Below are 25,588 nucleotides of genomic sequence, written 5' to 3'. Positions count from 1 at the left end.
CCGGATCTTCACCCTGAGGACAGCATGAACGCCAACATCACTCTCTACCCCAGCCTGCAGGACCGCGTGGTCTTCGTTTCCGGCGGTGGCTCCGGCATCGGCGCTGCGCTGGTCGAACACTTCGCCCTGCAAGGCGCGCAAGTGGCTTTTTGCGACATCGACCGCGACGCCAGCGACGCCCTGGCCGCGCGCCTGGCGCCCCTGTGCCGGCACGCGCCCTATTTTGTCTACAGCGACATCCGCGACATCGCCGCCTACCAGGCCAGCCTGGCCGGCGTCGAGGCGCGCTTTGGCGCCATCCGCGTGCTGCTCAATAACGCGGGCCGCGACGACCGTCATTCGCTGGCCGAACTGACGCCCGAATACTGGGACAACTGCCTGGCGCTGAACTTGAAACACCACGTGTTCGCCATCCAGCAGGTGGCGCCTGGCATGGCGGCCGCCGGCGGCGGTTCCATCATCAACCTGGGCTCGATCTCGTGGATGCGCGGGCGTCCCAACCTGGTCGGCTACACCACCTCCAAGGCGGGCATCGCGGGCCTGTCGCGCACCCTGGCGCGCGAACTGGGCGAGCAGAATATCCGCGTCAACGCCATCGCGCCGGGCGCCATCGCCACGGACCGCCAGGCCGCGCTATGGCGCGACCCGGAAGAAGACCGCCGTTTCATCGAACTGCAATGCCTGAAATACCGGCTCGACGCGGGCCACGTGGCGCGCACGGCCCTGTTCCTGGCGGCCGACGATTCGGACGGCATCACGGGCCAGAACATCATCGTCGATGCCGGCCTCGCGCAAGTATCTGTAGCTGGCTAAGCCCCCATTCAAGGAGAACCCTCATGTTGAACCTGCAAGACGCAAGCCTGTTGAAACAGCAATGCCTGATCGACGGCGCCTGGTGCGACGCCGATGACGGCGCCACCATCGATGTCACCAACCCGGCTACCGGCGCCTTGATCGCCACCGTGCCGCGCATGGGCGCCGCCGAGACGCGGCGCGCCATCGCCGCCTCGCACGCGGCCTTCCGGCTGTGGCGCAAGCAGACCGTCAAGGCGCGCGCCACGGTGCTGCGCGCCTGGCATGCGCTGATCCTGCAGCACGCGGACGACCTGGCGCTGATACTCACCAGCGAGCAAGGCAAGTCGCTGGCGGAAGCCAAGGGCGAGATCGTCTCGAACGCGGCCTACCTGGAATGGTTTGCCGAGGAAGGCAAGCGCGCATATGGCGACGTGATCGCGCCGCCGTCGAACGACAAGCGCATCGTCGTCATCAAGCAGCCGATCGGCGTGTGCGCGGCCATCACGCCGTGGAATTTCCCGAACGGCATGATCACGCGCAAGGCCGGCCCCGCCCTGGCCGCCGGCTGCGCCATGGTATTGAAACCGGCGTCGCAAACGCCGCTGTCGGCCCTGGCGCTGGCCGAACTGGCGCTGCGCGCCGGCGTGCCGCCCGGCGTCTTCAATGTGGTGACGGGCGCGGCGCAGGCGATCGGCACGGAACTGTGCCACAACGACCTGGTGCGCAAGATCACGTTTACGGGCTCGACGGAAGTGGGCGCCTGGCTGTCGCGCGAGGCGGCCGGCACGATCAAGAAGCTGTCGCTGGAACTGGGCGGCAACGCGCCCTTCATCGTCTTCGAGGATGCCGACATCGACGCGGCCGTCGAAGGCGTGCTGATGTCGAAATACCGCAACAGCGGCCAGACCTGCGTCTGCGCCAACCGCATCTACGTACAGGACAGCATCTACGACGACTTCGCCGCCCGCCTGGTGGCCAAGGTAGCCGAGCTGAAACTGGGGGCCGGCACCGAAGCAGGCGTCACGCAAGGCCCGCTGATCGATGAAAACGCCGTGCGCAAGATCGAACAGCATATCGCCGACGCGCTGGCCAAGGGCGGCAAGCTGGCCATCGGCGGCAAGCGCCACGCGCTGGGCGGCAGCTTCTTCGAGCCCAGCGTGGTACTGGAAGCGAACAGCGACATGCTGGTCGCCACCGAGGAAACCTTCGCCCCGCTGGCGCCCCTGTTCCGCTTCGGCAGCGAAGAGGAAGTCGTCGCCATGGCCAACGCCACGCAGTTCGGCCTGGCCGGCTATTTCTACAGCCGCGACCTGGGCAGAGTCTGGCGCGTGGCGGAAGAACTGGAAGTGGGCATGGTCGGCATCAACACGGGCATGATCGCCAATGAAATGGCGCCGTTCGGCGGCGTCAAGCATTCGGGCATGGGCCGCGAAGGCTCGCATTACGGCATGGACGACTTCCTCGATATCAAATATTTGTGCATGGGAGGGATTTGATTATTTCAAGGTAGGCAAGGCAGGGATCAGCAACCATACTCATAAAAAACACAGGAGACAGGATCATGCAAACGACTTTACGCAAAACCACATTGGCCGCGGCCATTACCGGCGTGCTTCTCTCGGCACCATTTGTTAGCGCTAACGCACGCGCCGACGAACTCAGCGACATGAAGGCCATGCTGGCCCAGTTGCAGGACCGGGTGGCGCAGATGGAAGCGAAAGCGGCCCAGCCAGCGCCAGCAGCAGCGATGGCTGCCGCACCGGCAGCGGCGCCCGTGAAACCGGTTACCGGCTTCAACTGGAAACTGTACGGCCGTGGCGACATCGGCTATACAGTTTCGCGCGGCAAGGATGCCAGCGGGCGCCAGTTGACCAACCACCGCCTGAACCAGGGCGAGATGGCCAGCCGCCTGGGCCTCACGGGCGCCTGGGTCTTCAGCGATGAATACAAGGCCATCTTCGGCGTCGAGACGGGCTTGAACCTGTTCAACGGCAACGCGGGCGGCGGCACGCAAAACAACACCACCTCGTCCGTGCTGTTCAACCGCGGTTCCACCGTCGGCTTTGCCTCGACCACCTGGGGTTCGATCGAAGGCGGCACCATGTACATGGCGCCATTCTGGGTCTCGCTGGGCGCCGACCTGGCCTCGGCGCACAATTACGGCGCCAACGACTTCAGCGCCCTGTTCTCGCTCACGCGTCCCGAATCCCTGGGCCGCTACCTGAAGGATCCCGTGACGGGCAACGCCAGCAAGACGACGAGTTTGGCCGGCAACAACTCGGGCACGGCCTTGTTCTACGGCAATGCGCTGCGCTACCGCAGCCCCACCTGGAACAACATCTCGGCGGAAGTGTCGTATTCGGCCGGCCAGCAGGCGTCTTCCGCCACCGACCTGGAAAACGATGGCCGCAGCTGGGCCGCCAACGTGCTGTACAAAAAGGGCGACCTGTTCCTCGGCTATGCGCACATGGATTACCAGCAGAGCAACGACATCAGCACGGGGGGCACGCCGAACTTCCTCAAGCGCAACCAGGTCACGGACATCGTCGGCGCGCGCTACAAGTGGCACGATTTTACCTTGGGCGGCTCCTACACCTCCTACCGCGTGTCGAACGCGGGCGGCTATGCGGCCGATGCCTTCGGCGTCTCGGGCGCCTACGACCTCGGCAAGCACCGCATCGAGGGCAGCCTGGCGCACATCAGCTATGACGGCGCCAACGCCAAAGGCGCGTTCGGCACGAACACGGGCGATGGCGTAGGCAAGCCCACGTCGACAGCCTACTCGCTGGGCTACCTGTACAACTTCCAGCCGACCCTGTCGTTCTACGCGTATGCCACGCGCATCGCCAACAACAGCCATGCCAAGCTGGGCGTATTGCAGTTCCGGGGGGACAATAACTACTTCGGCTACAGCCCCGTCGAGCTGACCGCCGGCATGTTCCTCGTCTTTTAATTTAGTGCTTATTTGTTGATGCACCGCCGGCCCGCCCCACGCCACCATGCGGGCGACCGGTTTTCACAGGAGTTGATCGTCATGCAGTACACACTACAGCAGGAAAATGACAGCGTCGCCCTGCGCTGCGCCGGCCGCTTGCTGCTGCGCCACGGCGTCGATACCCCATGCGTGTTCGTCGGCCAGGGCCGCGAAAGCATGGAAATGTACCGCGGTAACTTCGCCATCGAGGATTATGTCGAAGAGCGCAGCGCCCTGCGCGCGCTGGCCGTCACGCAGGACGGCGACGGCGCCACCCTGAGCTTTGCGCGCCATGCGGGCGATTCTCCGCAACTGGTGCTGGCCGTCCAATCACAACCGCATGGCGTGCACCTGGTGGTGCGCTATGCGGCGCCGGGCTGGAACCGGCTGTGGCTGCGCCTGCCCGCGGAACAGGACGAGCATGTCTGGGGCTGCGGCGAGCAGATGTCGTACTTCGACCTGCGCGGCCGCCACTTCCCCCTGTGGACGTCGGAGCCGGGCGTGGGCCGCGACAAGTCGACGCACCTGACGTGGCAGGCGGACGTGACGTCCAAATCGGGCGGCGACTACTATCACACGAATTATCCGCAGCCGAGCTTTATCTCCTCGCAGCGCTACTGCCTGCATGCGGAGACGACGGCGTATGCGGACTTCGATTTCCGCCAGCCGGATTTCCACGAGCTGCAATTCTGGGCCATGCCCGAGCGCCTGGAATTCATGCTGGCCGAGACCTTCGTCGACCTGGTCGGCGTCGTCTCGCAGCGCTTCGGCCGCCAGCCACAGCTGCCCGCCTGGCTGCAAAATGGCGCCATGCTGGGCCTGAAAGGCGGCGAAGATCACGCGCGCGCCATCCTCGCGCAGGCGCAGGAGCACGGCTTGCCCGTCAGCGCCCTGTGGTGCGAAGACTGGGTGGGCTTGCGCCAGACCTCGTTCGGCAAGCGCCTGTTCTGGGATTGGCGCTGGCAGCCGCAGCGCTATCCGGACCTGAAAAACTGGATCGCCGACCTGGCCAGACAGGACATCCGCTTCCTCGGCTACGTCAATCCCTACCTGTGCAACGACGGCACCCTGTACCAGGAAGCGCTGCGGCAGGGCTTTCTGGCCACGGCCATCGATGGCGGCGCCTACCTGGTCGATTTCGGCGAATTCGATTGCGGCGTCGTCGACTTCACCAACCCGGCCGCCGCGCTGTGGTTCGAGGAACGCATCCTGCGCCAGGAAATGCTCGACTTCGGCCTGTCCGGCTGGATGGCCGACTTTGGCGAATACCTGCCGATCGACCTGCGCCTGCACAATGGCGTCGATGCGCGCCTGATGCACAACGCCTGGCCGACCCTGTGGGCCGAAGTCAATGCGCGCGCCATCGAAGCAGCCGGCAAGACGGGCGACGCCACCTTCTTCATGCGCGCCGGCTACACGGGCGTGCAGGCGCACTGCCCGCTGCTGTGGGCTGGCGACCAGTCGGTCGACTTCAGCCGCCACGATGGCTTGCAGACGGTGATCTGCGGCGCCCTGTCGTCCGGCCTCCTGGGCAACGCCTACCACCACAGCGATATCGGCGGCTACACTAGCCTGTTCGGCAACCTGCGCACGGCCGAACTGTTCCAGCGCTGGACGGAGATGGCCGTGTTTACGTCGATGATGCGCACGCACGAAGGCAACCGCCCGGACGAAAACTTCCAGTTCTACCAGGATGAACAGGTATTCCGCCACTTCGCTCGCATGACGCAGCTGCACGTGGCGCTGGCGCCGACCATCCGCGCCCTGGCCGAGGATGCCGTGGCGCGCGGCCTGCCGCTGCAACGCCCCCTGTTCCTGCACTATGAGCACGACCGCGCCACCTACGCCATCCAGGACCAATACCTGTTCGGTCCCGACCTGCTGGTGGCGCCCGTGCATGCGGCGGGCGCTGCGCGCTGGAGCGCCTACCTGCCGCGGGGCGACGCCTGGATCCACCTGTGGAGCGGCGCCGCCTTCGAAGGCGGCCAGCGCGTGGAAGTCGATGCGCCGTTGGGCCAGCCGCCCGTGTTCGTGCGGCGCGGCTGCGCACAGCAGGACTTCTTCCTGTCGCTGGCGAAATGAGCCTGGCATGAGCGTGGCGTCGCATCTGCTGTTCCTGGCCTGCGTGGCGCTGGCCAGTTACGCGCAGAACTTGACGGGCTTTGCCTTCGGCCTGATCCTGCTGGGCCTGACGGCCGTGCTGCACCTGGCCAGCCTGGGCGATGTCGCCAACGTGGTGAGCGTGCTGGTGCTGGTGAATGCGGCCATCACGTTTGGCCGCACGCGCCCGCAGCTGGCCTGGCCCGTATTCGGCCCTGCACTGGCCGTCAGCCAGCTGGGCGTGGGCGCGGGCGTGGCCCTGCTGGGCTGGTTCAGCGCGCAGCAAGTGACCCTGCTGCGCTTCCTGCTCGGTTGCGCCATCGTCGTCTGCGCGTGCATGCTGGTGCTGCGCGCCAGCGCGCGTGCGCGGCAATCCGGCCTGCCCGCCTTCCTGTTCTTCGGCGGCGTGTCCGGCGTGATGGGCGGCCTGTTCGCCAGCGCCGGCCCGCCCATGGTGTACCACCTGTACCGCCAGCCATGGCCGGCCGACATGATCCGCCATTCGCTGATCGTACTGTTCGCCGCGAATGCCGTGCTGCGCCTGGCCCTCGTGCTGGCGCATGGCCAGTTCAGCATGACGGCCCTGTGGCTGACCCTCGAGGCCTTGCCGCTGGTGACGGGGCTGACCTGGCTGGCGCGCCGCCACCCTTCGCGCCTGCCCATCGAGCACGTGCGCCGCGCCGTCTTCGTGCTGCTGCTGTTCGCCGGCCTGGCCCTGGTGCTGCCGCCCGTGCTGTCGCTGCTTGCCTGAGGCGGCGCCTTTTTTCCTTTTACTTTTACAAGACGAACCTTCCATGTCCGCTTCCCGCTTTTCCTCCCTGCCCGCCGACTGCGACCTGCTGGTCGTCGGCGGCGGCATCAATGGCGCCGGCATCGCGCGCGACGCGGCCGGCCGCGGCTTGCGCGTGGTGCTGTGCGAACAGCACGACCTGGCGCAGCACACCTCGTCCGCATCCACCAAGCTGATACACGGCGGCCTGCGCTACCTCGAATACTATGAATTCAAACTGGTGCGCAAAGCGCTGCAGGAACGCGAAGTGCTGCTGCGCGCCGCGCCCCACATCATGTGGCCGATGCGCTTCGTCATGCCGCACGACGCCGCCCAACGCCCCGCCTGGATGATACGCGCGGGTCTGTTCCTGTACGACCACCTGGCCAAGCGGGCCTTCCTGCCCGCCTCGCAAGGCATCGCGCTGGACAAACACGCGGCGGGCGCGCCGCTGAAGGCCGGCTACCGCAAGGGCTTCGTGTATTCCGACGGCTGGGTCGACGATGCGCGCCTGGTGGTGCTCAACGCGCTCGATGCGCAGGAGCACGGCGCGCACATCCTCACGCGCACGGCCTGCATCGATGCGCGCCGCGATGGCGGCGCCTGGCACGCCACCCTGCAAGCCGAGGATGGCCAGCGCAAGACCTTGCGTGCGCGCGCCATCGTCAACGCGGCGGGACCGTGGACGGCGCAATTTGCCGGCGCGGCCGGCGGCGGCAAGACGCAGGGACTGCGCCTGATCAAGGGCAGCCACATCATCGTGCCGCGCCTGTTCGAGCATCCGAACGCCTATATCTTCCAGAACCCGGACCAGCGCATCATCTTCGCCATTCCCTACCAGGACGACTTTACCCTGATCGGCACCACGGACGAGGAATACAAGGGGGAAGTGAGCCAGGTGAAGATCAGCCAGGCGGAGATCGATTACCTGTGCCAGGCGGCGAACCGTTATTTCAAGCGCGAGATCGGCCCCGCCGACGTCGTGTGGACGTATTCGGGCGTGCGCCCCCTGCTCGACGACAGCGCGCAGAACGCGTCGGCTGTCACGCGCGACTACCTGCTGGAAGTGGCGCGCGGCGACGCGGCGACGGGCGCGCCCCTGCTCAATATCTGGGGCGGCAAGATCACTACCTACCGCAAGCTGGCCGAGGAAGCATTGGGCTTGCTGGCGCCCCTGCTGGAGAATGGCACCCCGGCCTGGACGGCGCAAGCGCCCCTGCCCGGCGGCGACCTGCAGCAGGAGAATCGACTGGTGGACAGCCATGATTTCGACGCTTTCCTCGCCCGCTTCCAGCGCGATCACGCCTGGCTGCCGCCCGCGCTGGCGCGCCGCTATGCGCGCGCGTACGGCAGCCGCGCCACGCGCCTGCTGACGGGCGCCGCTTCAATGGCCGACCTGGGCGAGCAGCTGGCGCCCGGCCTGTACGAGGCCGAGGCGTGCTATCTGATCGAAGTGGAATGGGCCAGGAGCAGCGACGACATCCTGTGGCGGCGCAGTAAACTGGGTTTGCGCTGCGCGCCGGCCGACGTGGCGCGCCTGCAGCAGTGGCTGGCGGTCCATCTGGCGCAAGAGGTGGCGGCATGACGTATTTGCTGGCCCTCGACCAGGGCACGTCCAGTTCGCGCAGCATGGTGTTCGATGAAACGGGCGCCATCGTCGCCGTGGCGCAGCGCGAATTTCGCCAGCTCTTCCCGCAACCGGGCTGGATCGAACACGACCCGATGGAAATCTGGCACAGCCAGCTGGCGACCTGCCGCGAAGTGCTGGCCAAGACAGGCCTGAAGGCAGATGCCCTCGGCGCGCTGGGCATCACCAACCAGCGCGAGACGACGGTGGTGTGGGACCGCGCCACGGGCGAACCCGTCTACAACGCCATCGTCTGGCAAGACCGCCGCACGGAAGCGCTGTGCGAGGACTTGCGCGCGCGGGGCCTGGCCGGCGCCATCCACGCAAAGACGGGCCTGGTGCTCGACCCGTATTTTTCCGGTACCAAGCTGCGCTGGATACTCGACGCCGTGCCCGGTGCCCGCGCGCGGGCCATGCGCGGCGAACTGGCCTTCGGCACCATCGACACGTGGCTGGCATGGCAGATGACGGGCGGCCGCCTGCACGTGAGCGACGTCACCAACGCTTCGCGCACCATGCTGTGGAACCTGCATGAAGGCTGCTGGGATGCCCAGCTGCTCGACTGGCTGGGAATTCCCGCCAGCCTGCTGCCGTCCGTCCATCCATCGAGCCACGTGTATGGCGAAACGGATACGGAAGTGCTGGGCAGCCCCGTCATCATCGGCGGCATCGCCGGCGACCAGCAGGCGGCCCTGTTCGGCCAGACCTGTTTCACGCCGGGCATGGCCAAGAATACCTATGGCACGGGCTGCTTCTTGCTGCTCAACACGGGCGAGCAGTGCGCGCAATCGCAGCATGGCTTGATCAGCACGGCCGCCTGCCAGGTGGGCACGCAGCCGGCGTATGCGCTCGAAGGCAGCGTCTTCATCGGCGGCGCCGTGGTGCAGTGGCTGCGTGACGGCCTGGGCGCCATCGGCCACGCGGGCGAAGCGGAAGGCTTGGCCGCCTCCGTGCCCGATTCGGGCGGCGTGGTCTTCGTGCCCTCGTTTACAGGCCTGGGTGCGCCGTACTGGGTGCCATCGGCCAAGGGCGCCATCCTGGGCCTGAGCCGGGGCAGCACGGTGGGCCACATCGCCCGCGCGGCGCTCGAAGCGATCGCCTTCCAGAGCGCCGCCCTGCTGGATGCCATGACGCGCGACGCGCAAGCGCCCATCACGGAACTGCGCGTGGACGGCGGCGCCTGCGCCAACAACCTGCTGCTGCAATTCCAGGCCGACCTGCTGGGCATCCCAGTGGTGCGCCCGCAAGTGATTGAAACGACCGCCCTGGGCGCGGCCTATCTGGCGGGCCTGGCCATCGGCCAGTACCGTGGCGTGGAAGAGCTGGCATCGCACTGGCGCGCCGACAGGACGTTTTTGCCCACCATCGGCCGCGACCAGGCGGGCAGCCTGATGCAGCAATGGGAAGTGGCGGTGCGGCGGTTTGCGGGAAATGGGGAGGGATAGCCGTGCGGAACGACAGGCAAAAAAAAGCCCGCTGCGGGAGCGGGCTGAATCTATTTCCTTGGAGGAAGATAGAGGAGACAGATGAATGATGCCGCGTTGCAGCATATAAAACCACTTTATATTCGTGATGTCAGAAATACGCAACGGTGATATTAAGGGCAACGAAGAATTCCATACGGCAACTTTTATGCTGCCGCTTCCGTTTTCCCGTCGCCAGAACGCAACATATTCTTGATGCCTCGCAACGCTTGCCGTACCCTCGCCTCGTTTTCGATCAGGGCGAAGCGCACGTATTCGTCGCCGTATTCGCCGAAGCCGATGCCGGGCGACACGCTGACCCTGGCTTTTTGCAGCAGCAGCTTGGCGAACTCCAGCGATCCCAGGTGGCGGTACGCTTGCGGGATATGCGCCCAGATATACATCGAGGCCTTCGGTTTTTCCACCATCCAGCCTGCCTCATGCAAGCCTTTCACCAGCACGTCGCGGCGGCGCTGGTATTGGGCGCAGATTTCCGTCACGCAGCTCTGGTCGCCTTCCAGCGCGGCGATGGCCGCCACCTGCACGGGCGTGAAACTGCCATAGTCGTGATAGCTCTTGATGCGCGCCAGGGCCGCCACCAGTTCCGCATTGCCCACCATGAAACCGATGCGCCAGCCCGCCATGTTGTAGCTTTTCGACATGGTGAAAAATTCCACGGCCACGTCGCGCGCGCCGGGCACCTGCATGATGGACGGCGCCTTCCAGCCATCGAAAGTGATGTCGGCATACGCCAGGTCATGCACCACCAGAATATTGTGCTGTTTCGCCAGCGCGACGACGCGCTCGAAGAATTCCAGCTCCACGCATTGCGCCGTGGGGTTGGACGGGAAGCCCAGCACCATCATCTTCGGCTTCGGGTAGCTTTCGCGGATCGCCCGTTCCAGCTCGGCAAAAAAATCCACGCCCGGCCCCATGCGCACGGAGCGGATGTCGGCGCCCGCGATGACGGCGCCCCAGATGTGGATGGGGTAACTGGGATTGGGCACCAGCACCGTGTCGCCACGGTCGAGCGTCGCCAGCATCAAGTGCGCCAGGCCCTCTTTCGAGCCGATGGTGACGATGGCTTCGCTGTCCGGGTCGATGTCGACCTCGTAGCGCTTCTTGTACCAGTGGGCAATCGCGCGGCGCAGCCGGGGAATGCCTTTTGATGCGGAATAGCCGTGCGTGTCCGGGCGTTTCACCGTCTCGACCAGCTTGTCCACGATGTGGGCCGGCGTGGCGCCATCGGGATTGCCCATCGACATGTCGATGATGTCCTCGCCACGGCGGCGCGCGGCCATCTTGAGTTCGGCGGTGATATTGAAAACGTAGGGGGGAAGGCGATTGATGCGCGAAAAGCTGCGCGGAGCTTGGCTGTCGGTCATGGTTATCTCTGTACGTAAGCGCCCGGATCCGTCCGAGCGACGTTGGCGCAGTGGCTGCGCCTGCAACGATACTAACCCGAGCTTGCGCAAACTGGCAAGGCCGATTCGGACGCGCTACAATACGCGCTGATCGAAAATGAGCGCACCGGTTGGTAACCCGGTAAGTGCCTGGCACCGTCCGGCATGCTCCCGCCCGCGCGGACCCACGGCGCTGACCCTTGGCTGTTACACCAGCCGGGGAGGTGTTCTGGTTCGTGCATCTTTCCGCCGCGCCATCCCTCCCCTGCTTTCTATTTTAGGAATGAGACGGATGGCAACACACGACACCGCAGTAACTGGCATGACCCTGGACCGGACCGGCATCGAGCAGCAGCTGGCCCTGCCCGTGCGCCACTTCATCGATTGCGCGTTCGACGGCGAAGATTTGTCGCGCCTCGATTTGCAGGGCTGCACGTTTGAACGCTGCACCTTTGCCGACACCAACTTATTCGCCAGCAAGCTGGCGCGCAGCACGTGGCGCCGCTGCCGCGCGGGCAGCGCCGATTTCGAATCCGTCGACGCCGTCGACGCCACGTTTGAAGGCTGCGACCTGAACAACACGAAATGGCGGCGCGCCAAGCTGGCGTCGGCCACCTACCGCGGCTGCAAGCTGACGGGCGCCTCGTTCGAGGAAGTGGCCCACCTGGGCCTCACCTTCGAGGACAGCCTGCTGGTGGGCGCCGACCTGCGCGGCTTTTCCTTCCGCAAGGCGATACTCAAGCAGCTCGATTTTTCCGACGCCTACCTGGCCGGCTGCGACTTCCGCGACGCCGTCTTCGAAGGCGGCAGCCTGCGCAACGCCACCATCAAGCTGGCGAAGTTCCAGGGCGCGGACTTGCGCGGCGCTGATATCGACGGTTTCAAATTGAGCGAAGCGGCGCTGCTGAAGGGCGCCGTCATCACGCATGCGCAGGCGGCCAACTTCATGCGCGCGCTCGATCTGGTGGTGATTTAATCTGAACAGGCAAAAAAAAGCCCGCTGCGGGAGCGGGCTGAATCTATTTCCTTGGAGGAGATAGAGGAGACAAGTGCATCTTGCGGCATCGCGGCATATCACGCCACTTTATCTTCATGATGATAGAAATATCCATTCGTGATAATGAGCTGCCATCAGGGTTTCAGGCCGTGCGGCGCGTGGCTTGCGGCAGAAATTCTCCCAGCCACACCAGCAGGGCCAGGCCCGGAAACGCCATGCCTGTCAGCAAGGTCGCTTGCCAGCCATAGCTGGCATACACCCAGGCGCCGATGGCCGAACCGGCCGCGCCGCCCGCAAAGAACAGCGCAAAATACAGGCCGTTCAGGCGGCCCCGCACTTCCGCGCCCAGGCTGAAGATGGCGCGCTGTCCCAGCACCAGGTTGGCCGCCACGCCCATGTCGAGCACGATGGAAGCGACGACCAGCAGCCCCAGCGCCACATGTTTTGACTCCGGCGTCAGCATCGGCAAGGCAAAGGCGACGATGCCCAGCGCCAGCGCAGCGGCCGTGGCCGGCAAGGTGTGGCCCGCATCGGCCAGACGGCCGGCGATGGGCGAAGCGACGGCACCGGCCATGCCCACCAGGGCAAAGATGGCGATGCCCGTTTGCGACAGGCCAAACGCGGGGCTGGACAGCACCAGCGGCGTGACGGTCCAGAACAGGCTGAAGGCGCCAAACAGGCCAGCGTGATAGGCGGCGCGGCGGCGCAGCACGGGCGTGCCGAGCAGCAAATGCCACAAGGACGCCATCAAGGCCGGATAACGCATGTTCGACACGGGCTGGCGCGCAGGCAAGGCGCGGCGCAGCACCAGCGCCAGCAACACCATCAGCACAGCGGCGCCGCCAAACACCACATGCCAGCTCGCATGGGCCGCCACCAGCGAGGCCACGGGACGGGCCAGCATAATGCCCAGCAACAAGCCGCTGACCACCTTGCCCACCGTCTGCCCACGCGTCGCTTCCTGCGACAGGTGGGCGGCAAACGGCACGATCACTTGCGCCGCCACGGAACCGAGGCCGATGGCCAGCGCGGCAGCGAGAAACACGATGGCACCCGTGGAAAGGGCCGCCACCACCAGGGCCGTGGCCGTCACCAGCAAGGCAGTGATGATCAGGCGGCGGTTTTCCAGCAAGTCGCCGAGCGGCACGACAAACAGCAGGCCCAGGGTATAGCCCACTTGCGTCAGGGTGACGATCAGCCCGGCCGCCTTGGCCGACAGGCCCGTCGAGGCGCTGATGGGCCCGACGAGGGTTTGCGCGTAATACAGATTGGCGACGATTAGGCCGGAAGCGATGGCCAGCAGCAGCACCATGGCGGGCGCAATGTCGTGGGGAGCAGAAGATGAGGCCTTGTTCATGTTGTTTCCTCGGTTCGATAGGGATGTTGCCATTCTAGGCAAAGCCGGGGCAAAGATAATTAGGGCATAATCACCCTACACTTTTCACATAATATGAACAATGAAAGCTATCCCATGGACAAGATCAAGGCCATGCAGACCTTCGTGCGCATCGTCGAGGCCAACAGCTTTTCCAAGGCGGCCGAAACCTTGAATTTGCCGCGCGCAGCTCTGACGGCCACCCTGCAAAAGCTGGAAGCCTACCTGGGCACGCAACTGCTGCAGCGCACCACGCGCCGCCTGTCCCTCACGCCGGAAGGTGCCGAGTACTTTCGCCATTGCATCGATATCCTGAAAGCCGTCGACACGGCGGAACTGGCCTTCCGTGGCCCGGACGCGACAAAACCCCGCGGTTTGCTGCGCATCAACCTGCCCAACACGGTGGGCCGGCGCCTGATCATTCCCCATATCGCGCAATTCCACGCCGCCTGGCCAGACGTGCAATTGCAGCTGAGCCTGACAGACCGCCTGGTCGACCTGACGCAGGAAGGCATCGACTGCGCCTTGCGCGTGGGCACCTTGCAGGATTCCGCCTTCATCGGCAAGCAGGTCGGCCTGATGCGCTTCGTCACGTGCGCCGCGCCCGCCTACCTGGCGCGGCATGGCACGCCAGAAACGCTGGCCGACCTGGCCGCGCACCGGGGCATCATGCATTACTCGGGCCGCACGGGACGCGCCTTCGATTGGGATTTCCAGCAAGGCAAGGAGGTCGTGCGCGTGCAGATGGCCGGCCCCATCGCCGTCAACGATGCGGACGCCAGCGTCGATTGCGCGCTGCAAGGGCTGGGCCTGGTGCAGGCGGCCGTGTACCAGGTGCGCGCGCACCTCGACAGCGGCGCCCTGGTCGCCGTGCTGGCCGATTGTCCGCCGACGCCGATGCCCATGTCCCTGCTGACGCCGCAAGGCCGATTGGCCACGCCCAAGCTGCAGGCGTTTGCCGGCTGGATCACGGCCCTGCTCGCTGCCCAGCCCGACGTGCAACTGCCCACGCGCAAAATCTGAGGCAAAAAAAAGCCCGCTCAAGGAGCGGGCTGAATCTATTTTCTTGGAGGAGAATAGAGGAGACAAGTGAATTATGCTGCATCGCGGCATATCAATCCAATTGATTGTTGGAATGATAGAAATACACCAGGCAGATAACTGACAGGGCGAAAAAAAACCGGCTCCGCAAGGAGCCGGTTTTTTACTGCGTGAAAAGTCTTACTTCGCCGCCGTCACCGGTGTTGCCTTGGTGTCCGCGCCATACGGCAAGACCTTGGACGCCAGGCGGGTATCGGCCTTGATCAGCGCCACTTCGTCTGCCAGGATGCGCGCCGCTTCGTTGAGCAGCACGTCCTTGGCGCTCTTCGCGGCCGTCTCGGCGTCCAGTTCGGCACTCAGGGCCCGCTCGTCGCCCTGCAAGCCGTCGTCGGTGCGCAAGGCGCCCTTCACGGCGGCAATCTGCTTGGCCGTCTTGTTGGCCGCTTTCGCGCCCTTCAGCACGTCTTTCGGATCGGGAATCACCACCAGGTCGTCGGCAGGATTCGAAATCTGCGCGATCAGGCGTTTTTCACGGGCCTTGGCGCGCGCTTCCTGGGCATCTCGCTCCTTGCGGCGCACGGTTTCATTGAGCGAAATCTGGTTTTCCTTGCGCTGCTTGACGACGAGGGCGATGTCATCGAGCAAATACTGGAAATCCTTGTCCTTGGCCACGCGCGCATCATGCTTCTTGTCCAGCAGGGGCACGATGTCCTTCAGGTCGCCCGTCGGCATGTAGGGCGCCGGCTTGATGGCCACCCATGGCAGGGCATTGTCATAGCTCGATTCGCCGAAGTTTTCCGCGTCCGACATGGCTGGCAGCTTGATGTCAGGCGTGACGCCGCGCAACTGCGTGGTGCCGCCATTGATGCGGAAGAACTGGGCGATGGTCATTTTCAGCTCGCCGAAACGGGCTTTCTCGCTGCCGCCAAAACGGTCGAGGTTGAACAGGGTCTGCACCGTGCCCTTGCCGAAGCTGCCTTCGCCGATGATCACGCCACGGCCGTAGTCCTGCACGGCGGCGGCGAAAATTTCGGAAGCGGAAGCCGAGCCGCGGTTGATCAGCACGCCCATCGGGCCATCCCAGGCCAGGCCGGCATTCGTATCGCTTTCCACCTCGACCTTGCCTTCGGCATTGCGCTGCATCACGACAGGGCCCTTGTCGATGAACAGGCCCGTCAGTTCGACGGCTTCATTCAGCGATCCGCCGCCATTGTTGCGCAAGTCGATCAGGACGTTGTCGACCTTGTCCTTCTTCAACTCGGCCAGCAAGCGGCTGACGTCGCGCGTGGCGCTTTTGAAGTCCTTGTCGCCGCGGCGGCGCGCTTCGAAGTCCTGGTAGAACGTCGGCAAGGAAATGACGCCGATGCGGCGCTTGACGCCGTTGTCGCGCACTTCGATGATCGATTTCTTCGCCGCCTGCTCTTCCATGCTGATTTTCTTGCGCACCAGCGGCAAGACCACGTGCTTGGCGTCCGGGCCGGCGTCGGCCGGCAGGATGTCGAGGCGCACCACGGAATCCTTGGCGCCGCGGATCAGTTGCACCACATCGTCGATGCGCATGCCCAGCACTTCGGTAATGGGGCCGCTTTCGCCCTGCCCCACGCCGACGATGCGGTCGCCCACTTTCAGCTTGCCCGACAAGCCGGCCGGGCTGCCTGGCACGACTTCGCGCACCACCGTGTATTCATCGCGCGTCTGCAGCACGGCGCCGATGCCTTCGAGCGACAGCCGCATGGCGATGTCGAAGTTGTCCGAAGCGCGCGGACCCAGGTAATTGGTATGCGGTTCGATCGACATGGCGTAGGAGTTCATGAAGATCTGGAACACATCTTCGCTGTTGAGCTTGCGCGCACGGGTCGTGTAGCTCTCATAGCGCTTGTCCAGCGTCTCGCGGATGGCCTTGTCTTCCTTGCCCGCCAGTTTCAGGCGCAGCCAGTCGTTCTTGACGCGCTTGCGCCACAGGTCCCGCACTTCCTCGTCGTTCTTCGGCCAGGCGGCCTTTTCGCGGTCGAGCTGGTAGCTCTCATCGGCCGTAAAGTCGAACTTGGTTTTCAGCAATTCACGCGCATACGCCATGCGCTCGTCGAAACGCTGCTGGTACAGGTTATAGATGGCAAACGGCGCCGTCAGGTCTTCATTGATGATGGCGTCATCGAGCTTGGTGCGCAAGGGCGCGAAACGGTCGATGTCGGCCTGCACGAAAAACAGCTTTTCCGCGTCCAGGGACTTGAAATAGCGGTCGAATATCTTCTCCGACATGGCGTCGTCGAGCGGCATGGCCTTGTAATGGACGCGCGTCAATACGCGCGATGCCCACAAGGCGGCCTGCGTTTGCTGGGCCAGCGGCTTCATGGGTAGCGGAGGAGCGGCGCTCTTGTCCGTCTGGGCTGCGCCAGCGTGGGCTGACAGGGCAAGCACCAGGGTGACCAGCATCATTTGCTTCTTCATCGGCTTCTCCGAAAATTAGTTGAATCAATTCCAGGCGGCGCAGCCATTCATGCGCCAGCCAGCAAGACAGTAAGGGGAATACACGACTGGTCTGCATATTATTCTACAGGATACGGCCTGGCAGTCTCCCATGGAATATCAGTTTCTTCCTGGAAGCTTAAACGCGAATTAAAGGCGGCGTCTCATTCATTACAAAGTGAAACATTCGTGAGAAAAATTACATCGCCCCTCGGCGCCAAAGATCAAACGTGCCATTGAGATCGAAAAAGTCAATAGGCCGTTTTTACAATCCTTGATACGGATGATGTTTTTACGCGAAAAATTGATTCCTGCGGGAAACACTTAGTAACAAAACGCAAGCAACATGCTATCATCGCGCCCTGAAATCCAGCTTGCCTGTGCGCGGCTCCCAACGCCGGCGCGCCTCAGTTTCAACAGTATTCCCCACCAGATCCCCTCCCCGCGTGTCATGTCATGACCAGGAATGGCCGAGCTGATTACCCTTTGCCAGACTCACACTATGCCTACAAAATCATTCTCCCCCCGCCACTGGAGTGTCGGCGGCAAGATCACCATTTTTACCTTTGCCCTGGTCAGCCTGATCCTCGCCAGCCTGACGACCTTGATCAGCATCCGCACCTCGGCTGCGCTGGAACAGCGCGCCGAAGCGGCCGTCACCAGCGAACTCAATAGCGTCATGACCACCACGGAAGTGTTTCACACGGCCATGGTCAACGAGGCGGCCAGCTTCGCGCGCCTGTTCGCGGCCGAATTTCCCGGCCCGTTCACGGTCGACGCGGGCGCCATGGTGGCCGTGGCAGGCAAGGCCACGCCCGCCCTGGCCAACGGGGGCAAGGTGCTCAACCTCGACACGGCCGTGGTCGACCGCTACACGGCGCAAACGGGCGTGATCGCCACCATTTTTGCCGCCAATGGCGATGAATTCGTGCGCATCAGTACCTCGCTGAAAAAGCAGGATGGCGAACGGGCCATCGGCACGCAGCTCGACCACAACCACCCCAGCTATGCGCCGCTGCGCGCGGGCCAGCGCTTCGTTGGCATGGCCACCTTATTTGGCAAGCAATACATCACGCAATATGATCCCGTGCGCGATGCGGGCGGCAAGGTGGTCGGCGTGCTGTTCATCGGCCTGGACATCAGCAAGAATCTGGCCATGCTCAAAGAGAAGATTCGCCAGGTCAAGATCGGCCAGACGGGCTACATCTATATCGTCGACACGGCGCCCGGCGCCAATTACGGCCACCTGGTGCTGCACCCGAACAGCGAAGGCAAGAGCGCGCTCGAGTTCAAGGCCAGCGACGGCCGCCTGTTCATCCAGGAAATGCTGGCGCAAAAGGACGGCGCCATGCGCTACACGTGGACGGCGCCCGGCGAAACGGCGGCCCTCGCGCGCGAAAAGCAGCTGTTTTACCGTCAATTCAAGGATTGGCAATGGATCATCGCGGGCGGCACGTTCACGGACGAGATCACGCTGGAAGCGCGCCAGATGCGCAACCAGTTGGCCATTTCCGGCTTCATCGCCCTGCTCGTCTTCGCCCTGCTGCTGTACTGGCTGGTGCGCACCCTCGTGTCGCGCCCGCTGGCCGCCGCCGAAACGGCCGCCGCGCAAATCGCCGCCGGCGATCTGACGGTGCACCTCGATACCAGCAGCCTGGACGAAATCGGCCGCCTGCTGCTCGCCATGAACCGCATCAGCGACAACTTGTCGCAAGTGGTCAGCAATGTGCGCGGCAGCGCCGGGCAGATCGCCACGGCGTCCGGTGAAATCGCCAGCGGCAACCTGGACTTGTCGAGCCGCACGGAGCAGCAAGCCAGTTCGCTGGAAGAAACAGCCGCCTCGATGGAAGAACTCAGTTCCACCGTGCGCCAGAACGTCGACCATGCCCAGCAGGCAAGCCGGCTCGCGCACGACTCCTCCAGCCTCGCAGCAGAAGGCGGCGCCGCCGTGGCGCAAGTGGCCAGCACCATGGATGCCATCCGCAGCTCCTCGGGCAAGATCGCCGACATCATCGGCGTCATCGACGGCATCGCCTTCCAGACGAATATCCTGGCCTTGAACGCGGCCGTGGAAGCGGCACGCGCCGGTGAGCAGGGACGCGGCTTTGCCGTCGTCGCCACGGAAGTGCGCACCCTGGCGCAGCGCTCGACGGCAGCGGCGAAAGATATCAAGGATTTGATCCAGGCATCCGCCAGCACGGTGGACCTGGGCCACGTGCAAGTGAGCCAGGCCAGCGCCACCATGGACACCGTGGTGGCCAGCGTGCAGCAAGTGAGCACCATCATGGCCGAAATCGCGCAGGCAAGCGAAGAGCAGCGCAGCGGCATCGAGCAAGTCAACCAGGCCATCGCCCAGATGGACCAGGTGACCCAGCAGAATGCTGCCCTGGTGGAAGAAGCGGCCGCGGCGGCCGACGCCTTGCAGGAGCAAGCGCAGGAGCTGAACCAGGTGGTGGGCGTGTTCAAGCTGTAAGTGCAATCCGGGTGCTAAGATGGGGCAGAATCCACCGCCCCAGGAGAGACCATGCACGACGACTACGTTTTAATTGCCCGGCTGATGATCCCCACGGATGCGCACGTCATCCGCGGCTGCCTGGCAGCGGCCGGCATCGACGTGCTGCTGACGGACGACCAGCACATGCAGGCCGACATGCTGCTGGCAGCCGCCATCGGCGGCGCCCGCGTGCTGGTGCGCGAACACGACGTGGCGCGCGCCAATGACATCCTCGCCGCCTTCGAGCGGGGCGATCTGGCGCTGGCGGACGATGCCGATGTAGGCGCGCCCGTCGCCGAATAATTTACGAGTAGAAACAGCGCCCGCATGCCTGGCGGTAACTCTCGTTGCCGCCAATGCTGATCTGTTCGCCTTCCTTGATGCGGCGGCCCTGCTCATCCACGCGGATGTTCATCGTGGCCTTCTTGCCGCACGTACAAATATTCTTCAATTCCTCGATATCGTCGGCCAGCGCCAGCAGATAGGCCGAGCCGGGGAACGGTTCGCCCTTGAAATCCGTGCGCAAGCCGTAGCAGATGACGGGCACGCCCTTCACTTGCGCCAGCTGGTGCAGCTGCTGCACCTGGGCCGTGCTGAGAAATTGCGCCTCATCCACCAGCAAACAGGCGACCTGGGGGATATCGTTGAGGAAATTCGTGTCGGCATGGAAGATATCGACCTGGCGCTGCGGGCCCAGGCGCGAAGTCACTCTACCCACGCCGTAGCGGCTGTCGATGGCGGCCGTGTACAGGCGTACCTGCTGGCCCTGCTCTTCATAGTTGTGCGCGACTTGCAACAAGGCCGTCGACTTGCCCGCGTTCATTGCGGAATACCGGAAATAAAGTTTTGCCACTGCCGCCTGCCCTGTTTGTCTGGTTTTCAGGATACTGTTTAGTTCCTTTTCGAGGCGTGATTATAAATCGCAATGGCGGACTTGCGGCAGCTTAATAGTCGTGTCATTGGTGCGGCAAGCGGGCAAAAAACGGCGCATACTCGAAGCGCGCACGCTGTAGCCACGCTGCAACCGATATGCGCAAAGCGCATATGCAAGCATGCAAACATTCGTTCGCCGCACTCGCCCACCCGCCTACACTGCGCGGCACGGAAGGCGGCTCGGGACACAATCCCGGGCGGCTGTTTCTCTGACAGGAGCCACCATGAATGATCGAATGCCATCCCCACCCCAGCCGCCAGCGCTATACAAGCTGATCGGCAATACCCCGCTGGTCGAAGTGACCAGGCTCGACACGGGCCTGTGCCAGCTGTTCCTGAAACTGGAATCGCAAAATCCCGGCGGTTCCATCAAGGACCGCATCGGCCTGTCCATCATCGAAGCGGCCGAAGCCGACGGCCGCTTGCAGCCGGGCGGCACCATCGTCGAGGCAACGGCCGGCAACACGGGCATAGGCCTGGCGCTGGTCGGCCGCATCAAGGGCTATCGCGTGATTCTCGTCGTGCCCGACAAGATGTCGACGGAAAAAGTGCTGCACCTGAAAGCCCTGGGCGCTGAAGTGCACACCACGCGCTCGGACGTGGGCAAGGGCCATCCCGAGTACTACCAGGATTACGCGGCGCGCCTGGCGCGCGAACTGCCGGGCGCCTTCTTCGCCGACCAGTTCAACAATCCCGCCAATCCGCTGGCCCACGAAACGACGACGGCGCCCGAAATCTGGGAGCAAAGCGGCCATGACGTGGACGCCATCGTCGTCGGCGTCGGTTCGTCCGGCACCCTGACGGGCCTGACGCGCTACTTCCGCAAGGCGCAGCCGAAGCTGGAATTCGTGCTCGCCGACCCGCAAGGCTCCATCCTCACCGAATACATCGACACGGGCAAGGTATCGGACACGAGCGGCTCGTGGGCCGTCGAAGGCATCGGCGAAGACTTCATCCCCTCGATCGCCGACATGGCCAGCGTCACCAAGGCCTATACCATCAGCGACCAGGAAAGTTTTGATTCCGCGCGCGCCCTGCTGCGCGCCGAAGGCATACTGGGCGGCTCGTCCACCGGCACGCTGCTGGCCGCCGCCCTCAAATACTGCCGCGAACAGACCACGCCGAAGCGCGTCGTCACCTTTGTCTGCGACACGGGAACGCGCTATCTATCCAAAGTCTATAACGATGGCTGGATGCGCGACCAGGGCTTGTTGCAGCGGGCCGTGTCGGGCGACTTGCGCGACCTGATCGGGCGCCGCTACGACGAGGGCGATGTCGTCAGCGTGGCGCCGGGCGACACCCTGCTGACGGCCTTCAACCGCATGCGTGCCAGCGACCTGGCCCAGCTGCCCGTCATCGATGGCGGCCAGCTGGTCGGCATACTCGACGAATCGGACTTGCTGCTGCACGTCTCGGGCGACGCCGCCCATTTCGCCTCGCTGGTGGGCGCCACCATGACGACGCAGATCGAAACCCTGGCGCCGTCCAGCGGCTTGCCCGCCCTGCGCGCCACCCTGGACCGGGGCTTGACGGCCGTCGTCGCCGACGATACTGCCTTCTATGGCCTGATCACCCGATTCGACCTTCTCAACCACTTACGCAGGACACTATCTTGAGCCAGCACATTCCCCGCAAAAGCCGCCTCGCCACCCGCGTCATCCACGCAGGCCAGTCGCCCGACCCGTCGACGGGCGCCATCATGCCGCCCATTTACGCCACCTCCACCTTCGTGCAGGACAGCCCCGGCGTGCACAAGGGCCTCGATTACGGCCGCTCGCACAACCCCACGCGCTGGGCGCTCGAGCGCTGCGTGGCCGACCTGGAAGGCGGCAGCGCGGCCTTCGCGTTTGCCTCGGGCCTGGCCGCCATCTCGTCCGTGCTGGAATTGCTGGATGCGGGCAGCCACATCGTCGCCGGCGACGATATGTACGGCGGCACGTATCGATTGTTCGAACGGGTGCGCCGCCGCTCGGCCGGCCATGAGTTCACGTATGTCGATCTGACGAATCCGGAAAACCTGCTGGCCGCGCTGCGCCCGGAAACGAAGATGGTGTGGGTCGAGACGCCCACAAACCCGATGCTGAAACTGGCGGATTTGCGGGCGATTGCCGACATCTGCCGCGCACGGGGCATCATCGCCGTGGCGGATAACACCTTCGCCAGCCCGCTGGTGCAGCGCCCGCTGGAACACGGCTTCGACATCGTCGTGCACTCGACCACCAAGTATTTGAACGGCCACTCGGACATCATCGGCGGCATCGCCATCGTCGGCGCGGAAGAGCGCCAGGCGGAGTGGCGCGAGCAGCTGGGCTTTTTGCAAAACTCGGTGGGCGCGATTGCCGGACCGTTCGACAGCTTCCTCGCCCTGCGTGGCGTGAAAACCCTGGCCATCCGCATGCAGCGCCATTGCGAAAGCGCCCTGGCGCTGGCGCAGTGGCTGGAGCAGCAAAAGGAAGTGCGCAAGGTGTTTTATCCGGGGCTGGAATCGCACCCGCAGCATGCGCTGGCGCGGCGCCAGATGGATGGTTTCGGCGGCATCATTTCCATCGACCTGGACACGGATCTGGCCGGCGCGCGGCGCTTCCTCGAACGCTGCGAAGTGTTTGCCCTGGCCGAAAGCCTGGGCGGCGTGGAAAGCCTGATCGAACACCCCGCCCTGATGACGCATGCCAGCATCCCGCCCGAACAGCGGGAAAAACTGGGCATAGGCGACGGCTTGATCCGCCTGTCGGTGGGCATCGAGGATATCGAGGATTTGCGCCACGACCTGCGCACGGCGCTCGACGCGATTTGAGGTGGGGATTGTCGGATTACGCGGCGTACCGCCGCTAATCCGACCGACATGCCAGGGGATACCGTAGGTCGGATTAGCGAAGCGTAATCCGACACATTGTTGCCATGAACAGCAACGCTCACTCCCCCGGCCGGTACCTGCGCTCCAGGTGCCGGGCCACGTCTTCGGGATAAAATAGCACGTCCTTGAATTCACCGCGCGCATACATGGCCGCCTGGTCCCGGAAGTGAGGCGACTTCGGGTCGCCGCTCTGGCCGCCGGCGAGGATGCTTTTCGCCTTGATGCGGGGGCCGAATTCCACGGCCGCCACAAAGCTGTTGCCACGCTCGCCGTAGATGCGTCGCGTCGTGCTCTTGCTGCTCTGCCCATATGCGGCCAGCGCGCCCCAGTTGCCCGACGCGTAAGGCACGGGCAGGCTGGCTTGCGCATCGTCAAACGGCTGCACCACGTCGCCCGTCAGGCGCTGGTAGCGGTTGATCTCGCCCCACGGCGTTTGCCAGTTGCCGAAATCGCGCCGCAGCTTATCGGCGGCACTGGCCAGTGCCGCCAGCCGCTGGTCGGCCGGGACCCTGTCCGTCGCCAGAAAATCGACCACGGGCACGCCCTGCTCGCGCGCCTGCTTGCCTGCCAGCTCGGCCAGCTCCTGGCCCCAGAACACGGCCAGCGAGGTGGCGGTGGACGTCAGCGAATAGCGCCAGTCCCAGGCACGCAGCAAAGCCACCTTGTCGGCCAGCGCCAGCTTTTGCGGCGAATTCTCCGGTAGCGCATCGTACGCCGCGAACAGCGGCGGCAGCAAAGATTCGAACGCCGTCAGTTCGCTGTCGTACGAGGCGGCGATCAGGCTGTCCAGGGTAAAACCCGTCCTGTTCTGGAAAACCTTGACGGCATGCAGGCCGCGCGCGTTTTCGCCGTACACCGACATGTAGGCGGGATAGTCGTGCTGGCGCGGGCTGTTGGCGCCGGCCGCCGAATATGGCCAGTTGTTCGTGTTCTGGATCCAGCCATTCTTCGGATTGAACAGGGTGATGGTTTGCGCCACCGTGTGCAGCCCTTGCCATTCCGTGGCGGGGTCGCTGCCATCGACGGGCTGCTTCCAGTTGAAGCGCGGGTCGCGCACGGGGATGAAATTGCCGTGAAAGTAGGCGATATTGCCATCCGCATCCGCGTACACCGTGTTGTTCGACGAATTCGTGCGCAGCTCCATCGTCTTGTAGAACGCCGCGTAATCGCGCGCCTTGGTGCGCGTGTACGATTGTGTCAGCGCTTTCAATGGCTCGTTCATCAGGCGCACGGCCACCCATTTACCGTCCAGCGCGCGCACGATGGGGCCGTGGTGGCTGTAGTAGACGGTGATGGTTTTCGAGCCCATGCCGCCATCGGCCAGTCTATATGGCAAGGTGATGGGCACGGCCTTCAAGGGGCGCAGCCCGCCGTCATAGCGGTAGAACCATGCGCCATCCCGGTCGACGATGCTTTCCAGGTATTCGTCGATGACATCGCCGCCGCCCGAGGTATGCATCCAGCCGAGACGGTCGTTAAAACCTTGGTAGACAAAGAACTGGCCCCAGGTGACGGCGCCATACGCGTTCAAGCCTTCGCCGCTGGTGACTTGCACTTCGGGGCGGAAGTAGAACGAGGTGTGCGGATTGATCATCAGCAGCGCATGGCCGTTTTTCGTGATGGCGGGCGCGATGGCGAAGCCGTTCGAGCCGCTCGGCTCCGGGTCCAAGCCCGTCTCCACGCTGGCCAGCGCCACGGCGGCAGGCCTGGCTTGCTGGCCATAGAACGCTTCGAGCTGCGCCAGGTTGATCGATTCGATATCGCCGCCGATGCTGCCCTCGCTGAAGCTCAAGGCCATCCACGACTCGAAATGCGCGATCAGCCGCGGTTTCACCTGCGGATGCGTGGCCAGGTAAAAATTCAGGCCATCGGCAAAGGCGTCCATCAGCTTGCGCAGCCACGGCGGGCTGGCGCGGTACTGCGCCTGCAAGTCGGCCGGATCGATGAAGAGCTTCATGCGCAGGTCGCGGTACAGTTCCCGCTCGCCCTCCACTTCCGCCATGCGCCCCATGGCGTTGATGTAATTGAGTTCCACGCGGGGGAAATCGTCTTCGGCCTGCGCATACATCAGGCCAAAGACGGCATCCGCATCGCTCTTGCCCGTCACATGGGGCACGCCCCACGTGTCGCGCGCGATGCTGACATTGGCGGCTTGCGCCTGCCAGCGGGCCATGTCCGCGACAGAAACGGCACTGGTAGCGGCGGCGGCCAGCGCGGGCGTAGCGGCAACGATGCCGCAGGCGATGGCGGCGAACAGGGTACGGCTATGCAGCATGCACTACTCCAGAATCAAGTCG

18 protein-coding genes are annotated in these 25,588 nt (G+C 64.3%); 13 read left to right on the top strand and 5 right to left on the bottom strand.

Annotated features, from left to right (window positions below):
- Positions 1 to 24 precede the first annotated feature (24 nt).
- The 7 genes from IGS58_RS09810 to glpK all read left to right on the top strand — a co-directional run bounded on the left by IGS58_RS09810 (position 25) and on the right by glpK (position 9,710).
- A complete protein-coding gene (locus tag IGS58_RS09810) occupies positions 25 to 813 on the top strand; it encodes an SDR family NAD(P)-dependent oxidoreductase (RefSeq protein WP_070256732.1) in 789 nt (262 codons plus the stop codon).
- Positions 814 to 836: 23 nt separating this feature from the next.
- Entirely contained in the window at positions 837 to 2,291 is a 1,455-nt protein-coding gene (locus IGS58_RS09805; protein WP_230521215.1) for an NAD-dependent succinate-semialdehyde dehydrogenase, read from the top strand.
- A 65-nt stretch (positions 2,292 to 2,356) separates the two neighbouring features.
- Entirely contained in the window at positions 2,357 to 3,748 is a 1,392-nt protein-coding gene (locus IGS58_RS09800) for a porin (protein WP_099388109.1), read from the top strand.
- A gap of 81 nt (positions 3,749 to 3,829) precedes the next feature.
- Positions 3,830 to 5,851: an alpha-glucosidase gene (locus IGS58_RS09795; RefSeq protein WP_230521214.1), complete on the top strand. Its 2,022-nt coding sequence runs from the start codon at positions 3,830 to 3,832 to the stop codon at positions 5,849 to 5,851.
- 7 nt (positions 5,852 to 5,858) lie between these two features.
- The gene (locus IGS58_RS09790) at positions 5,859 to 6,620 is read left to right on the top strand and encodes a TSUP family transporter (protein WP_230521213.1); all 762 of its coding nucleotides are present in this window, start codon (positions 5,859 to 5,861) and stop codon (positions 6,618 to 6,620) included.
- 43 nt (positions 6,621 to 6,663) lie between these two features.
- Positions 6,664 to 8,223 (top strand): glycerol-3-phosphate dehydrogenase, encoded by a 1,560-nt coding sequence (glpD, locus tag IGS58_RS09785; protein ID WP_230521212.1) that lies wholly within the window; start codon positions 6,664 to 6,666, stop codon positions 8,221 to 8,223.
- The gene (glpK, locus tag IGS58_RS09780) at positions 8,220 to 9,710 is read left to right on the top strand and encodes a glycerol kinase GlpK (RefSeq protein WP_211550359.1); all 1,491 of its coding nucleotides are present in this window, start codon (positions 8,220 to 8,222) and stop codon (positions 9,708 to 9,710) included. Before glpD ends, glpK begins: the two co-directional genes overlap by 4 nt.
- A gap of 185 nt (positions 9,711 to 9,895) precedes the next feature.
- Here the strand turns inward: glpK and alaC are convergent, their stop codons facing one another.
- On the bottom strand, positions 9,896 to 11,113 hold the full coding sequence (gene alaC, locus IGS58_RS09775) for an alanine transaminase (RefSeq protein ID WP_081345639.1): 1,218 nt from the start codon (positions 11,111 to 11,113) through the stop codon (positions 9,896 to 9,898).
- Between the two features lie 310 nt (positions 11,114 to 11,423).
- Between alaC and IGS58_RS09770 the strand changes: the two genes are divergently transcribed.
- Positions 11,424 to 12,107, top strand: a complete 684-nt coding sequence (locus IGS58_RS09770) for a pentapeptide repeat-containing protein (RefSeq protein WP_442908360.1) — start codon at positions 11,424 to 11,426, stop codon at positions 12,105 to 12,107.
- Between the two features lie 163 nt (positions 12,108 to 12,270).
- Here IGS58_RS09770 and IGS58_RS09765 read toward each other — a convergent pair whose 3' ends face one another.
- Positions 12,271 to 13,485 carry an MFS transporter gene (locus IGS58_RS09765; protein WP_230521211.1) on the bottom strand — a complete coding sequence of 405 codons (1,215 nt, stop codon included), beginning with the start codon at positions 13,483 to 13,485 and terminating at the stop codon, positions 12,271 to 12,273.
- A gap of 114 nt (positions 13,486 to 13,599) precedes the next feature.
- On the opposite strand from IGS58_RS09765, the gene IGS58_RS09760 reads away from it, so the two are divergent.
- The gene (locus tag IGS58_RS09760) at positions 13,600 to 14,526 is read left to right on the top strand and encodes a LysR family transcriptional regulator (protein ID WP_230521210.1); all 927 of its coding nucleotides are present in this window, start codon (positions 13,600 to 13,602) and stop codon (positions 14,524 to 14,526) included.
- Between the two features lie 198 nt (positions 14,527 to 14,724).
- Here the strand turns inward: IGS58_RS09760 and IGS58_RS09755 are convergent, their stop codons facing one another.
- Positions 14,725 to 16,992 carry a carboxy terminal-processing peptidase gene (locus tag IGS58_RS09755; protein WP_070256719.1) on the bottom strand — a complete coding sequence of 756 codons (2,268 nt, stop codon included), beginning with the start codon at positions 16,990 to 16,992 and terminating at the stop codon, positions 14,725 to 14,727.
- A gap of 520 nt (positions 16,993 to 17,512) precedes the next feature.
- Here IGS58_RS09755 and IGS58_RS09750 point away from each other — a divergent pair.
- Together IGS58_RS09750 and IGS58_RS09745 are read left to right on the top strand one after the other, a co-directional pair.
- On the top strand, positions 17,513 to 19,483 hold the full coding sequence (locus tag IGS58_RS09750; protein ID WP_230521209.1) for a methyl-accepting chemotaxis protein: 1,971 nt from the start codon (positions 17,513 to 17,515) through the stop codon (positions 19,481 to 19,483).
- A 51-nt stretch (positions 19,484 to 19,534) separates the two neighbouring features.
- Positions 19,535 to 19,807 carry a putative signal transducing protein gene (locus IGS58_RS09745; RefSeq protein WP_070256715.1) on the top strand — a complete coding sequence of 91 codons (273 nt, stop codon included), beginning with the start codon at positions 19,535 to 19,537 and terminating at the stop codon, positions 19,805 to 19,807.
- Position 19,808: 1 nt separating this feature from the next.
- Here IGS58_RS09745 and IGS58_RS09740 read toward each other — a convergent pair whose 3' ends face one another.
- Complete coding sequence (locus IGS58_RS09740; RefSeq protein ID WP_034778598.1) at positions 19,809 to 20,357, bottom strand: thymidine kinase; 549 nt, start codon at positions 20,355 to 20,357, stop codon at positions 19,809 to 19,811.
- Positions 20,358 to 20,661: 304 nt separating this feature from the next.
- Between IGS58_RS09740 and IGS58_RS09735 the strand changes: the two genes are divergently transcribed.
- Positions 20,662 to 22,053, top strand: a complete 1,392-nt coding sequence (locus IGS58_RS09735; protein WP_442908359.1) for a pyridoxal-phosphate dependent enzyme — start codon at positions 20,662 to 20,664, stop codon at positions 22,051 to 22,053.
- Positions 22,050 to 23,231: a trans-sulfuration enzyme family protein gene (locus IGS58_RS09730; protein WP_230521208.1), complete on the top strand. Its 1,182-nt coding sequence runs from the start codon at positions 22,050 to 22,052 to the stop codon at positions 23,229 to 23,231. The genes IGS58_RS09735 and IGS58_RS09730 overlap by 4 nt, the downstream gene beginning before the upstream one ends.
- Before the next feature lie 118 nt (positions 23,232 to 23,349).
- Here the strand turns inward: IGS58_RS09730 and IGS58_RS09725 are convergent, their stop codons facing one another.
- Complete coding sequence (locus IGS58_RS09725) at positions 23,350 to 25,566, bottom strand: penicillin acylase family protein (RefSeq protein ID WP_230521207.1); 2,217 nt, start codon at positions 25,564 to 25,566, stop codon at positions 23,350 to 23,352.
- Between the last annotated feature and the right edge of the window lie 22 nt (positions 25,567 to 25,588).

The organism is Janthinobacterium sp. EB271-G4-7A (assembly GCF_020858075.1).
Lineage (GTDB): Bacteria > Pseudomonadota > Gammaproteobacteria > Burkholderiales > Burkholderiaceae_D > Janthinobacterium > Janthinobacterium lividum.
The sequence above is the reverse complement of the archived record's forward strand: the minus strand, read 5'-3'. Positions and strand labels throughout refer to the sequence as shown.

Excerpts from the sequence above, each read along its gene's own strand:
- IGS58_RS09760 (WP_230521210.1), top strand. The coding sequence starts at position 13,600 with ATGGACAAGATCAAGGCCATGCAGACCTTCGTGCGCATCGTCGAGGCC.
- IGS58_RS09790 (WP_230521213.1), top strand. The coding sequence starts at position 5,859 with ATGAGCGTGGCGTCGCATCTGCTGTTCCTGGCCTGCGTGGCGCTGGCC.
- IGS58_RS09750 (WP_230521209.1), top strand. The coding sequence starts at position 17,513 with ATGCCTACAAAATCATTCTCCCCCCGCCACTGGAGTGTCGGCGGCAAG.
- IGS58_RS09745 (WP_070256715.1), top strand. The coding sequence starts at position 19,535 with ATGCACGACGACTACGTTTTAATTGCCCGGCTGATGATCCCCACGGAT.
- IGS58_RS09755 (WP_070256719.1), bottom strand. The coding sequence starts at position 16,992 with ATGAAGAAGCAAATGATGCTGGTCACCCTGGTGCTTGCCCTGTCAGCC.
- IGS58_RS09770 (WP_442908360.1), top strand. The coding sequence starts at position 11,424 with ATGGCAACACACGACACCGCAGTAACTGGCATGACCCTGGACCGGACC.
- IGS58_RS09810 (WP_070256732.1), top strand. The coding sequence starts at position 25 with ATGAACGCCAACATCACTCTCTACCCCAGCCTGCAGGACCGCGTGGTC.
- IGS58_RS09735 (WP_442908359.1), top strand. The coding sequence starts at position 20,662 with ATGAATGATCGAATGCCATCCCCACCCCAGCCGCCAGCGCTATACAAG.
- IGS58_RS09805 (WP_230521215.1), top strand. The coding sequence starts at position 837 with ATGTTGAACCTGCAAGACGCAAGCCTGTTGAAACAGCAATGCCTGATC.
- IGS58_RS09795 (WP_230521214.1), top strand. The coding sequence starts at position 3,830 with ATGCAGTACACACTACAGCAGGAAAATGACAGCGTCGCCCTGCGCTGC.
- alaC (WP_081345639.1), bottom strand. The coding sequence starts at position 11,113 with ATGACCGACAGCCAAGCTCCGCGCAGCTTTTCGCGCATCAATCGCCTT.
- glpD (WP_230521212.1), top strand. The coding sequence starts at position 6,664 with ATGTCCGCTTCCCGCTTTTCCTCCCTGCCCGCCGACTGCGACCTGCTG.
- IGS58_RS09725 (WP_230521207.1), bottom strand. The coding sequence starts at position 25,566 with ATGCTGCATAGCCGTACCCTGTTCGCCGCCATCGCCTGCGGCATCGTT.
- glpK (WP_211550359.1), top strand. The coding sequence starts at position 8,220 with ATGACGTATTTGCTGGCCCTCGACCAGGGCACGTCCAGTTCGCGCAGC.
- IGS58_RS09800 (WP_099388109.1), top strand. The coding sequence starts at position 2,357 with ATGCAAACGACTTTACGCAAAACCACATTGGCCGCGGCCATTACCGGC.
- IGS58_RS09765 (WP_230521211.1), bottom strand. The coding sequence starts at position 13,485 with ATGAACAAGGCCTCATCTTCTGCTCCCCACGACATTGCGCCCGCCATG.